We start from the raw sequence: 12,445 nt of genomic DNA on the forward strand, positions 1-12,445 counted from the left end.
CCTCGCTCGGGGCTTCGTGTCCCTCCGCTTCGCTCCGGGCCACGAAGCCCAAAGTCTGCGGCTCCGCCGCTCTCCGCGCTTCGCGCGTCGATCACTGGGGTGGGACCGGGTCGGGGGCGCTGACGCGCCGGGGGTGGGCGGTCGAGGCGGTGATCGACGCGGGCGGGGTGGGGTGGGTCGGGGGATTGCGCTTGGGGGACGGGGGGTGGACGCGGGCGGGGTGGGGGTGGGTTGGGGGTGGTGATGTGTCGGGGGATTGCGCTTGGGCCGTGGGTGATCGACGTGCGCGGGGGCGCTGGGGTGGCGCGGGTGGGGCGGGGTTATGTGTGGGTGCGGACTACCTCGACCATGGCGGTGGTGAGGGTGGTCAGGTCTTCGGGGGACATCACGTAGGGGGGCATCGTGTAGACGAGTTTGCCGAAGGGGCGGATCCAGACGCCTTGTTCGACGAAGGCCGGCTGGATGGTGGACATGTCCACGGGGGTGGAGAGTTCGATGACGCCGATGGCGCCCAGGACGCGGACGTCGACTACGCCGGGGAGGTCGCGGGCCGGGGCCAGGCCGGTGCGCAGGCCTTCGGACAGGGTGGCGACGCGTTCGCGCCAGGGGCCGGAGAGGAGCAGGTCCACGCTCGCGCCCGCGATCGCCGCGGCGAGCGGATTGGCCATGAAGGTCGGGCCGTGCATGAAGGCGCCGCCCTCGCCGCGGGAGATGGTGTCGGCCACCTCGTCGGTGCACAGGGTCGCGGCCATGGTCAGGTAGCCGCCGGTGAGGGCCTTGCCCAGGCACATGATGTCCGGTGCGATTCCCGCGTGTTCGCAGGCGAACAGCTCACCGGTCCGACCGAATCCGGTGGCGATCTCGTCCGCGATCAGCAACACCCCGTGTCGGGTGCACAGTTCGCGGATCCGGCGCAGGTACGCGGGGGAGTGGAAGCGCATCCCGCCCGCCCCCTGCACGATCGGCTCCAGGATCACCGCGGCGATGGTCGAGCCGTGTCGCTCCAGGAGGTCCTCGACCGCCGCGGTGTCCGCGGCGGCCGGCTCGGTGTCGAAGCCCGAGGGTGGGATCGGTGCGAACAGGTGGGCCGGCAGCACCTCGGAGAACAGGTGATGCATTCCGCCGACCGGGTCGCACACCGACATCGCGCCGAACGTGTCGCCGTGGTAACCGCCGCGCACGGTGAGCAGTCGGGTGCGCTCGGGGCGTCCGCGTCCGCGCTGGTATTGCAGCGCCATCTTGAGCGCCACCTCGACCGCGACCGAGCCGGAGTCGGCGAAGAAGACCTTGTTCAGCGGCTCGGGAGTGATCTCCACCAGCCGGCGGGCGAGTCGCACGGCCGGGGGGTGGGTCAGTCCGCCGAACATGACGTGCGCCATCGTGTCCACCTGCGCGTGCGCGGCGGCGTTCAGCACGGGGTGGTTGTAGCCGTGGATCGCGGCCCACCACGAGGACATCCCGTCGATCAGTTCGCGTCCGTCGGCGAGCCGGAGCCGGACCCCGTCGGCGCCGACCACGGGGAACAGCGGCGCGCTGCCGTCGGTGCTCGCGTACGGATGCCAGATGTGCCGCCGGTCGTGGGAAACCAGTTCGTCGCCGTAGGCCGCGTCGTAGTGCTCCATAGGCGCAGCACGCTATCGGAGCGCGGGAGGCGACCCGGAATCGGCCGCCTCCCGCGGGTACCCGCGACGCCCGCCCGACCGCCCCGCCGGTCCGGGCGCCGACGTTCGTTCAGATGCCGCTGACCGGTACCGATCCGGCGGCCAGCAGGTTGCGCCGGCCCGCCTCGCTCAGTGCGGCGGCCAGTTCGTCGTTGCCGGTGTGGATGCCGATCGTGCCGACCGGGGCGGCGAACAGCAGCACCACGCCGTGCGTCTTGGCCGCGTTCAGCCACGCCTCGGGAACCTCCGCCGGGGTCTGCGCCTGCCACCACGCCTCGGTCCGCCCGCCCGCGCCCGGGAACAGCACCGCGGTCAGGTAGCCGTCGGTCATCTGCACGGACCAGCCGCCGAGCAGCGGCGGCAGCGTCTCGTCCGGGGTGGCGATCGGCGCGAACCCGCGCTCGCCGAGCAGCGACAGGAACTCGTCCTGCGCGCCGGGAGTGCCGGGACGGGCCACGGCCGCGCCCGGCTCGACCACCAGCGCCGCGTACGTCACGCCCGCACACACCACCATGCTGCCGGTGATCGAGATCGGCACCGGACCACCCGGCACCACCGTCTGCACGGCGAGGCCGGGGTTGGCCTGCGCCGCGAGCAGCGGCTCGACCGCCGCCTCGGATACCGGGATCACCTGCGAGGGGATGCAGCGCGTGTGCGCGAACGCGAGTACGGCGGTCTCCTCGGCCAGGTACAACAGCGCGCTGGTCTCCACGGAAGTGGTGTCGCCCTCGCCGCGGCAGGAGGCACAGGCGTAGGTCTGGGGACCGGTCTCGCCGGCCACCAATCGGGCGGCCTCGTCGTCGCCGATCTCGGCGCGGACCTCGGGGCTGACGTCGAGCAAGCGTGACACGGAAGGCTCCATCGGTAGGGGTGCGTGCGACAGTGGGGGATCGCCGTCTGCGTTCTCGCGCCGGGACGTTACCGCCTGGTGACGTTGTGTCACCTGGAGAACGCGGTAACGTCACCCCTATGGGGCATGTGCGCCCCGGCCGCGCCACGGCCATTCGGGGGACGGCGCCGGAGTGCACGCCCGTGTGCGACGGTGGACGTCGACGTTTCGGCGTCGGGTACGCGTTCGATGACCGATCGATGACCGAGAGGTACGAGTATGTCGATGTGATCACGTCATGATCACCGTGCGATCACGGCCGAAAGGTTGTGTGGAATCGGGTGATCGGTGAATCAATTCGGACATATAAGAACGCGCTGATGAGATGAGAATCTCCATATGTTTCTCATCCGAATCAGTCGGGCAAGTCACGCCCGGTAACAAATGCGGGATACAACTTTTTCGGGCCTGCCCCTGAAAAAGGCGTTCGACCCCGGACGTGCGCCGCTGCCGTGACGTTTTTGCGGCGGCCGTACTCCCGCATCCACAGCCCGCGGCGCCGGTGCCCTCATCACGGCGGTGCTCCGGCCCGGAATCGAAGTCAACGATTCCGTTTCCCGCGGCCCTAATGACGAGGTATGTGTGTCCAGACTCAAGGCCGAAGGCCTGTACAAGATTTTCGGCCGACGTGCCGATGACGCGGTCAAACGGCTCCGTGCCGGCGAAAGCCGCGACGATGTACGCAAGAGCAATGCCACCCCGGCCGTGATCGACGTTTCGTTCGAGGTCGCCGAGGGCGAGATCTTCGTGGTGATGGGCCTGTCCGGTTCGGGCAAGTCGACCCTGCTGCGGATGCTCAACGGTCTCCTGGACGCCACCGCCGGCGCCGTCTACATCGACGACCGGGATCTGACCTCGCTGCCCGCCAAGGAATTGCGCGACGTGCGCGCCCGGCGCGTCAGCATGGTCTTCCAGCATTTCGCGCTGTTCCCGCACCGCACGGTGCTGGAGAACGCCGGCTACGGCCTGTCCGTACAGGGCGTGCCGGCGGCCGAGCGGGATCGGCGTGCCCGTGAGGCCCTGGCCCTGGTCGGCCTGGCCGGTTGGGAGGAGTCCGCGCCGGGCGAGTTGTCCGGCGGCATGCAGCAGCGGGTCGGTTTGGCCCGGGCGCTTGCCACGGACGCCGACATCCTGCTGATGGACGAGTCGTTCAGCGCACTCGACCCGCTGATCCGCCGGGAGATGCAGGACCAGCTCCTGGAGCTCCAGGAGAAGCTGCACAAGACCATCGTGTTCATCACGCACGATCTCAACGAGGCGATGCGCCTGGGTGACCGGATCGCGGTGATGCGCGACGGCCGGGTGGTCCAGATCGGCACCGCCGAGGACATCCTGACCGACCCGGCCAACGACTATGTGGCGTCCTTCGTCGCCGACGTGGACCGCACCCGGGTGCTGACCGCCGGCTCGATCATGGAGGACTCGCGCGCCACGGTGACCTGTGGCGAGGGGCCTCGGGTCGCGATGCGCACGATGCGCGAGGCGCAGACCACGGCCGCGTTCGTGGTGGACACCCGCGAGAACGGCCGCCGGCTGCTCGGCGCGGTCACCGACGCGGCGGTCACCGAGGCCGCGCGTATCGGCGATCGCAGCATCCGGCCGGATCCGTCGCTGGATGTGGTGACGGTGACCCCGCAGACGCCGGTCGCCGAGCTGTTCACGCCCTGCGCGGAGAGCAGATTGCCGCTCGCGGTGGTGGACGAGGCGATGCGGCTGGTCGGGGTGATCCCCCGGGTGAGCCTGTTGGCCGCGCTCGGCAACGCCGCGCCGAGCGGATCGGGCGGTGCCGAGGGGGGCACGCTCGGTGTGACCGACACCGGCAGCGTCAAGATGCTGGTGCCCGCGGGCCCGGCGGAAAAGTTGCTGCCGACGGGTACGGCGGGCGCGCCGGAGCGGTCCGCCCCGACCGCTTCGCTCGTCCCGGCACCGGCCGGCGAGCCGGTCCTGGGCGAGGGCGAGGTGCGTGACGATGCCTAGGATTCACGTGGGCGACTGGGCGGAGAGCCTGGTCGACTTCATGCGCGACCACTTCTCGTGGTTGTTCGACTTCATCCAGAACGTGGTGGGCGGCGCGATCACCCATCTCGCCGACTGGCTGACCGACTCGCCGCTGCCGGCCGTGGTCGTGTTGTTCGCGGCGATCGGCTGGGCCGTGCGCGGTCCGGTGTTCGGGCTGCTCGCGGCGGTCGGATTCCTGCTGATCGACGGCCTGGACATGTGGCAGCCGGCGATGTCCACGCTGGCCCTGGTGCTGGTCTCGGCGGCGGTCGCGCTGCTGATCGCGATCCCGCTGGGCATCCTGACCGCGCGCAGCAAGGCCGTGGGCACCGTGGTCAAACCGGTGCTGGACTTCATGCAGACGATGCCGGCCTTCGTGTACCTGATCCCGGCGATCACGTTCTTCGGTATCGGTGAGGTACCGGGCGCCGTGGCCACCGTGGTCTTCGCGCTGCCGCCGGGCGTACGGATGACCGAGCTCGGCATCCGCAGCGTGGACGCGGAGATGGTCGAGGCCGGTGAGGCGTTCGGCACCAGCGAGTGGAAGATCCTCAAGGACATCCAGTTCCCGCTCGCGCTGCCGACCATCATGGCCGGCGTCAACCAGGTCATCATGTTGTCGTTGTCGATGGTGGTCACCGCCGGCATCGTCGGCGCCGGCGGCCTGGGCAGCGAGGTGTTCGGCGCGTTGTCGAACAACAACGTGGGCCTGGGGGTCGAGGCCGGCGTCGCGGTGGTCGTGCTCGCGATCTACCTCGACCGTACGGTCAGCGCCGCCGGGCAGCGGGTCGAGGCCCGGGCCAAGCGCGCCGCGACCGTGCGCGACACCGACGGCTTCACGCCCAAGTGGCTGCTGGACTGGCGTCCGCGCCCGGTCGTCGCGGTCGGCGGCGTGGTCGCGGTCGCGCTGGTGGCGGGGCTGCTGGGCGGCTTCGGGCTGGGCGCCTCGGACAGCGGTCGGAAGAAGATCACGATCGGCTGGATCCCGTGGGAGGAGGACGTCGTGGTCACCCACGTGTACAAGCAGTTGTTGGAGAAGCGCGGCTACGACGTCACGCTCAAGCAGCTCGACGTGGGCCCGATGTTCCAGGGCATCGCGCGCGGGGACATCGACCTGTTCCTGGACGCGTGGCTGCCCACGCTGCACAAGAAGTACATGGACGAGTACGGGTCCAAGCTCGAGGAGATCGGGCAGTGGTACGACAACGTCGATCTGCAACTCGCGATCCCGAAGAACCTTCCGTACAACTCGGTCGAGGAACTCAAGGGACACGAGAAGGAGTTCGGCGGTCGGATCGTCGGCATCGAGCCGGGCGCGAACCTCATGGACCTGACCGAGAAGAAGCTGATCCCGGAGTACGGGCTCGACTTCGACCTGGTCAAGAGCAGCACGCCCGCGATGATCGCCGAACTGGACCGACAGACGGCGGCGGGCAAGCCGATCGTGGTGACGATGTGGCGTCCGCACTGGGCGTACACGAAGTACGACATCAAGCCGCTGGCCGACCCGAAGCAGTCCTACGGCGCGCCGGGCTGGATCAGCTCGGTCGGCCGCAAGGGCTTCGCGAAGGACTTCCCGGAGCTGAACACCTGGGTGAAGAACCTCAAACTCGACGACTCGGTACTCGGGCCGCTGGAGAAGAAGGTCTTCGTCGACTTCGAGGGCAAGCCGAACGCCGCCGCCGAGGGGGTCAAGGCCTACCTGAAGGAGAACCCGGACGTCGAGCGGAAGTTTCTCGGCGGGCTCCCGGCCGCGGGCGGGGAGCAGCCGAAGCAGGACAAGGACGGTGGGCAGGACAAGGGCGCGCAGCCCCAGTCGCTGCCGGCCGCGGCTCGGGAACCGGAGAGTGTGAGCTGACGGTCCGTCGCTCACCTGGGTGACGCGATCGGCCGAGGCGACGCGTTGACGCGATCCGAGTGATCAGCCGAGTGATCGGCCGAGGCGATCGGTTGACCCGTGAAGAGGGTGCCGCACGATATTCGTGCGGCACCCTCTTCTTTCGTCTTTTTCGTCTTTCGCGTCGTGTCGGCCGCGGCCTGCCCCGACGGGCGCGGCCGGAGGGCCGATGGTGGATTCGCCCGGATCGGGTCGGGCACGTCGTGGGCGTCTCGCCGGGCGCCCGGGCACGGTGGCGTGCCGGGGTCAGCGGCGGATCTTCCAATCGGCGTCGGGGGCGATCGGTTCGCACTTGAAGCCCCACTGGGAGGCCCCGTTGGCGAAGGACTTGAAGAAGGTCTCGGTGGGCTGACCCAGGGTCAGGCCGGGAGGGTCCTCGCCGTTGTGCCGGCTGAGTTGGTAGGCGACGGTGTGGCCGTCGCACATGCCGAGCACCTTGCCCTCGACGGTGCCCGCGAGCTGGGCGTCGTTGGGGACGCCGCCGGTGGGCAACCGCTCGGACAGGACGGCGCGTTCGCCCGGGATCTCGGCGCCGGGGGCGAGGTAGCCGTGCACTATGGCGAAGGACAACACGCGCGTGCCGTCCAGGAACAGGTCGCAGCCCTGGATCGCGCCGGGGCCTTCGGGAGTCGCGGCCGCGGTCCAGCGCGCGCGCTGCTCACCGGCCGCCTGCGGGCCGAGCGCGGCGGGGTCGAGCATGCCGCACACGCGCGCGTCGGTGATCGGCTTCGGATCGTTCGCGGGCTTGATCTCGCCGGGGCGAGGGGTCGGCTCGGAGCCGCACCCGGCCACCTTGGCCACGCCGTTGGCGAGTTCGACGGCCAGGTCGGCCAACTGCTGCCGCTGGTCGGGCGCGTCCGGCGCGCCGGCGGGCCCGATGGTGCGGGCGCGCACCAGCATCGGCACCGGGTCCTTGACGTTCTGCACCTTGCAGTTCTGCACCAGCCACGCGTCGTCCGCGCCGGCCATGCCGTACAGGTCGTGGTCCTTGTCGCCCAGCGGCGCCGACCCGGTCGTGGTCAGCCCCGGCAACTGCACACGTTCGGCGCCCGCCATGTTGAACAAGTAGGCCGAGCCGACGAAGGCCCGGTCGCCCGCCGAGACTCGGCAGCGCAGCACCGGATAGTGCTCCAGCGGCGGCTGGTCCTGGCTGGTGTACGCGGGTTCCGCGGGCAGCAGCGCGGTCACCGACGAGGTCGGCAGGAGGCCGGCGCACACGGTCTCGCCGACGGGCTGGGTGTCCGATCCGGTGGGAGTGCCCGCGGAGGGCTCGGCGGTCGGCGAACCGGGACTCGCGCAACCGGCCACGAGCAGACCGGCGGTCACCAGGCTCGCCACGGACACGGCAGGGCGCAGCCTGGAGCGAAGCATGCGGCCAGGATATCCGGCCGTTCAGCCGCGGTTTCCCCTCACCCACCACCCGGTCAGCGCGCCCGCCCCGAACGTGCCGCCCAGGACGATCCACATCGGTGCCTCCAGCGTGGGGATCCAGAAGCGGATCGTTGCCGAGGCGGTGTTGGCCAGCACGAACCAGACGGCCAGGACCACGATCACGGCGATGCCGATCGTGCGGTAGGACACGCCGCCGAGGTTGCCGCCCGCGGCGCCGGGTCGAGGGGTCTTCGCCATGCCGTGATGCTATTTGCGTGACGGTTCGATCACGTAGAGGCGCGCCGACTTGACCATCTCTTGAAAGTTGCTTGCAGCAACAAAGAACGCTATGGTTGTAACAAGCAACGAGTGTCGGGGGTGGGGAAGCCGCGTCCGGGCGCAGAGGATCCGAGAGGTGGAAGGGGAAGGCATGACCAACGCACCGGCCGCGGAGGCGTCGGCGGAACCGATGTCGCACCGGCAGATCATGGAGGCCCTGTCCGGGCTGCTGCTGGGCATGTTCGTGGCGATCCTGTCGTCCACGATCGTGTCCAACGCGCTGCCGCGGATCATCTCCGATCTGCACGGCAGCCAGACCTCCTACACGTGGGTGGTCACCGCGACGTTGCTCGCGATGACCGCGACCACCCCGATCTGGGGCAAGCTCGCGGACCTGACCAGCAAGAAGCTGCTGGTGCAGCTCGCGCTGGTGATCTACGTCGCGGGTTCGGCGCTGGCCGGCCTCTCGCAGAACACGAGCATGCTGATCGGCTGCCGGGTGATCCAGGGCATCGGCGTGGGCGGCCTGACCGCGCTCGCGCAGGTGATCATGGCCGCGATGATCTCGCCGCGGGAGCGCGGCCGGTACAGCGGCTACCTCGGCGCCACCTTCGCGCTGGCCACCGTCGGCGGCCCGCTGATCGGCGGCGTGATCGTGGACACCCCGTGGCTGGGCTGGCGCTGGTGCTTCTACGTCGGCGTGCCGTTCGCGGTGGTCGCGATCGTGATCCTGCAGAAGACGCTCAAGCTTCCGGTGGTCAAGCGTGAGGTCACCATCGACTACCTGGGCGCGACGCTGATCAGCGCGGGCGTCTCGGTGCTCCTGGTGTGGGTCTCGCTGGCGGGCAAGAACTACGACTGGGTCTCCTGGCAGAGCGCGGCGATGGTGCTCGGATCGTTGCTGCTGATCGCCCTGGCGATTCGGGTCGAGGGTCGGGCGGCCGAGCCGATCATCCCGCTGTGGTTGTTCAAGGAGCGGACCATCGTGCTCGCCGTGCTCGGCAGCCTCGCGGTGGGCCTGGCGATGATGGGCTCGTCGGTCTTCCTCAGCCAGTACTTCCAGATCGCGCGCGGCAAGTCGCCGACCGTCTCGGGCCTGATGACGCTGCCGATGATCGGCGGCCTGGTGATCGCCTCGACCGTGGTCGGCAAGCTGATCACCGCGACCGGATTCTGGAAGCGCTACCTGGTCGCGGGCGGCGTCTCGCTGACCATCGGCCTGGCCCTGATGAGCACGGCCCGCGCGGACACCAACCTGTGGGTGCTCGGCGTGTACATGTTCCTGCTGGGTGCGGGCGTCGGCGCGCTGCAGCAGAACCTGGTGCTCGCGGTGCAGAACGCGGTGCCGGTCCACCAGTTGGGCGCGGCCAGTTCGGTCGTCGCGTTCTTCCGCAGCCTGGGCGGCGCGGTCGGTGTCTCGGCGCTGGGCGCGGTGATGGCGACCAAGGTCACCGGCTACCTGTCCGACGCCGGGCTCGAGTCCGGTGCGGGCGGCGGGTCCGGCATCCCGAACGTGCACCACCTGCCGGAGCCGGCGCGCGGCATCGTCGAGGCCTCGTACGGCCACGCGGTGGGCGACATCTTCCTGTTCGCGGCCCCGTTCGGCCTGCTCGCGCTGATCGTGGTGCTGCTGATCAAGGAGGTCCCGCTGCAGACCTCCCAGGCGGTGGTGGTGGCCAAGGCCGACCCGCAGGCGCCCGCGGCGGGTGCCGCGGGCGCGGAGCCGGGTTCCCGCTCCGCTCCGGTACGGCTCGACAGGGTCGAGGCGCGCACGCCGTAGCCCGCCGACACACACTTCGGGGCGGCCCCACGCGGGGCCGCCCCGAGGCGCGTTTCGGGAGCCGGGCTCAGTACTGGTAGAACCCGCGCCCGCTCTTCTTGCCGAGCAGCCCCGCGTCGACCATGCGCAGCAGCAGCGGCGGCGAGCTGTAGAGCTGCTCCTTGAACTCGTCGTAGAGGCTGTCCGCGACCGCCTTGATCGTGTCCAGGCCGATCAGGTCGGTCAGCCGCAGCGGGCCCATCGGGTGCGCGCAGCCGAGCACCATGCCGTTGTCGATGTCCTCCGCCGACGCGAAACCGGACTCGAACATCCGGATGGCGGAGAGCAGATAGGGCACGAGCAGCGAGTTGACCACGAAGCCGGCGCGGTCTTGCGAGCGGATCACCGTCTTGCCCAGCACCTCGCCCGCGAACGCCTCCGCGCGGGCGGCCGTGCGCTCGTCGGTGAGCAGCGAGGGCACCAGCTCGACCAGCTTCTGCACCGGCACCGGGTTGAAGAAGTGGATCCCGACGACCTGCTGCGGCCGGGTCGTGGCCATGCCGAGTTTCATGATCGGGATCGAGGACGTGTTCGACGCCAGGATCGCGTCCTCGCGCACCACGACCTTGTCCAAGGTGGCGAAGATCTGCGTCTTGACCTCTTCGAGCTCGGCCACGGCCTCGATCACCATGTCCCGGTCGGCGAAGTCGCCCAGGTCGGTGGTGTAGGTGATCCGGGCCAGCGCCGCGTCCCGATCGGCCTCGGCGAGCTTGCCCGCCTTCACCCCACGATCGATCGACTTGGTCACCCGGGCCTGCCCGGCCTCCGCGGCGGCCTTGCCGGTCTCCGCCACCAACACGTCCAGCCCGGCCTTCGCACAGACCTCGACGATGCCGGACCCCATCAGCCCGGCCCCTACCACCCCTACACGCCGTACATCGGACACCGCGTACTCCTCGCTCCACTTGCTGCCGTCAGCCTCCTCGGCATCCTCTCAGGTGCGGGTCGGCGGGCGTCGGCGCGCGTGACGGGTCGGCCGGCGAGTCCGGCGACGACTTCCTCCCGCAGGGGCTCGGGCGTCGGTCGCCGGCCTCGTCCGGCGGGGTCCGGGGTGTCGGTCGTCAGTGCGGGGCCGTCTCCATGTCCGGGAGCGGGTAGGGGAACTTGGCGCCGACCGCGCCGTCCACGGTCAGGATCTGGCCGCTGACGTAGCGGGAGAGGTCGCCGGTGAGGAAGAGGAGGGGGCCGGCGATGTCGGCGGGCAGGGCCACGTCGCGCAGGGGGGCGTTGGCGGCGTTGGCGGCGCGGCCGGGTTCGCCGAGGTAGGCCGATACGCGGGGGGTCCAGACCACGCCGGGGGCGACCGCGTTGACCCGGACGCCGCGGGGGCCCAGTTCCACCGCGGCGGAGCGGACCAGCGAGATCAGGCCCGCCTTGGCCGCGCCGTAGGCCGCGTGCATCGGGGCGCCGGTCTGGCCGGAGACCGAGGCGACGAAGGTGATCGCGCCGCCGCCGCGCGCGGCCAGGTGCGCGCCGCCCAGTTGCAGCGCGAGCAGCGCGTGCCGGAGCACGATGTCCTGGTGCCAGGTCCAGTCCTCGTCGGTGGTGGAGAGCAGGTCGGCGTACCGGCTCATGCCGATGATGTCGACGATCGCGTGTGCCCGGCCCAGCCGTGCCTCGACGTCGGCCCACAGCCGGGTCACGTCCGCGCGCGCGGTGGCGTCGCCGGACCACGCGAGGCCGTCGACCTCCTCGGCGACGTCCTTGGCCAGGTCCGGCTCGCGGTCCACCGCGAACACCCGCGCGCCGGCCTGGGCGAGCGCGTGCGCGGTCTGCCGGCCGATGCCCTGGCCCGCGCCGAGCACGACCACGCCGCGTCCGTCGAGCCGGAGCCGGGCCGGGTAGTCGGGTACCTCGGAGTCGTCGGTTCGGGTCATGGCGCCGACGCTAGGCAGGACCTGACGCACTGTCAATCATGGTTCGGGAGTTGGCCCGGCCTGGAACTGACGGTCTGTCAATCATCCTCTCGGCGTGGCAATGTTTGACCCAGGCAATAAAAATCCCGGATGAACGAGAGCGAAGGGGTTCGGCATGGGCGAGCACATGGGACACGGCGTGAAGCAGCGCGACCGGGTCCGGATGACCGAGCGGGAGATCGCCGACTTCCTGGCCGAGCGGCACTCGATGACCATGTCCACGCTCAACGCCGACGGCAGCATCCACTCGGTCGGCATGTGGTACGGCTTCATCGAGGGCGAGGTCGGCCTGGAGAGCAAGGCCCGCGCGCAGAAGGTGCTCAACGTGCGCCGCAATCCGACCATCACGTGCCTGGTCGAGGCCGGCGAGTACTACGAGGAACTGCGCGGCGTGTCCATCGTCGGCAAGGCCGAGGTGGTCGAGGAGCCGGAGCGGATCTGGGAGCTCGGGGTGAGCGTGTTCGGCCGCTACGCGGCGCCGTACACCGAGGAGATGCGCCCGGCCGTGGAGATGATGCTGAACAAGCGCGTGGTGATCAAGGTCGTGCCGGATCGTGTCGTCTCCTGGGACCACCGCAAGCTCGGACTGCCGTCCACGCGCCCGAGCTGACCGGC

The 12,445-nt window shown here is 70.2% G+C and carries 10 protein-coding genes; 4 read left to right on the forward strand and 6 right to left on the reverse strand.

The annotated features are described in order from the left end of the window. Positions 1–320: 320 nt before the first annotated feature. Together bioA and ACWCPW_RS45645 are read right to left on the reverse strand one after the other, a co-directional pair. Positions 321–1,622 carry an adenosylmethionine--8-amino-7-oxononanoate transaminase gene (bioA, locus tag ACWCPW_RS45640; RefSeq protein WP_449767539.1) on the reverse strand — a complete coding sequence of 434 codons (1,302 nt, stop codon included), beginning with the start codon at positions 1,620–1,622 and terminating at the stop codon, positions 321–323. Positions 1,623–1,731: 109 nt separating this feature from the next. Next, on the reverse strand, positions 1,732–2,511 hold the full coding sequence (locus ACWCPW_RS45645) for a hypothetical protein (RefSeq protein ID WP_391586929.1): 780 nt from the start codon (positions 2,509–2,511) through the stop codon (positions 1,732–1,734). Between the two features lie 621 nt (positions 2,512–3,132). Here ACWCPW_RS45645 and ACWCPW_RS45650 point away from each other — a divergent pair. Then, positions 3,133–4,527: a quaternary amine ABC transporter ATP-binding protein gene (locus tag ACWCPW_RS45650; protein ID WP_449767540.1), complete on the forward strand. Its 1,395-nt coding sequence runs from the start codon at positions 3,133–3,135 to the stop codon at positions 4,525–4,527. Further along, complete coding sequence (locus ACWCPW_RS45655; protein ID WP_449767541.1) at positions 4,520–6,406, forward strand: ABC transporter permease/substrate binding protein; 1,887 nt, start codon at positions 4,520–4,522, stop codon at positions 6,404–6,406. Before ACWCPW_RS45650 ends, ACWCPW_RS45655 begins: the two co-directional genes overlap by 8 nt. A gap of 285 nt (positions 6,407–6,691) precedes the next feature. On the opposite strand, the gene ACWCPW_RS45660 is transcribed toward ACWCPW_RS45655, so the two are convergent. Together ACWCPW_RS45660 and ACWCPW_RS45665 are read right to left on the reverse strand one after the other, a co-directional pair. Beyond that, positions 6,692–7,816 carry a hypothetical protein gene (locus ACWCPW_RS45660; protein WP_449767542.1) on the reverse strand — a complete coding sequence of 375 codons (1,125 nt, stop codon included), beginning with the start codon at positions 7,814–7,816 and terminating at the stop codon, positions 6,692–6,694. A gap of 21 nt (positions 7,817–7,837) precedes the next feature. Further along, positions 7,838–8,074: a LapA family protein gene (locus tag ACWCPW_RS45665; RefSeq protein WP_449767543.1), complete on the reverse strand. Its 237-nt coding sequence runs from the start codon at positions 8,072–8,074 to the stop codon at positions 7,838–7,840. Positions 8,075–8,246: 172 nt separating this feature from the next. Here ACWCPW_RS45665 and ACWCPW_RS45670 point away from each other — a divergent pair, with 172 nt between their 5' ends. Next, a complete protein-coding gene (locus ACWCPW_RS45670) occupies positions 8,247–9,875 on the forward strand; it encodes an MDR family MFS transporter (protein WP_449767544.1) in 1,629 nt (542 codons plus the stop codon). A gap of 67 nt (positions 9,876–9,942) precedes the next feature. Here the strand turns inward: ACWCPW_RS45670 and ACWCPW_RS45675 are convergent, their stop codons facing one another. After that, positions 9,943–10,800 (reverse strand): 3-hydroxybutyryl-CoA dehydrogenase, encoded by an 858-nt coding sequence (locus ACWCPW_RS45675; protein WP_449767545.1) that lies wholly within the window; start codon positions 10,798–10,800, stop codon positions 9,943–9,945. A 175-nt stretch (positions 10,801–10,975) separates the two neighbouring features. Beyond that, entirely contained in the window at positions 10,976–11,791 is an 816-nt protein-coding gene (locus ACWCPW_RS45680; protein WP_449767546.1) for an SDR family NAD(P)-dependent oxidoreductase, read from the reverse strand. A 154-nt stretch (positions 11,792–11,945) separates the two neighbouring features. Between ACWCPW_RS45680 and ACWCPW_RS45685 the strand changes: the two genes are divergently transcribed. Beyond that, on the forward strand, positions 11,946–12,440 hold the full coding sequence (locus ACWCPW_RS45685) for a pyridoxamine 5'-phosphate oxidase family protein (protein WP_449767547.1): 495 nt from the start codon (positions 11,946–11,948) through the stop codon (positions 12,438–12,440). The last annotated feature ends 5 nt before the right edge of the window (positions 12,441–12,445 follow it).

This window comes from Embleya sp. NPDC001921 (genome assembly GCF_053594475.1).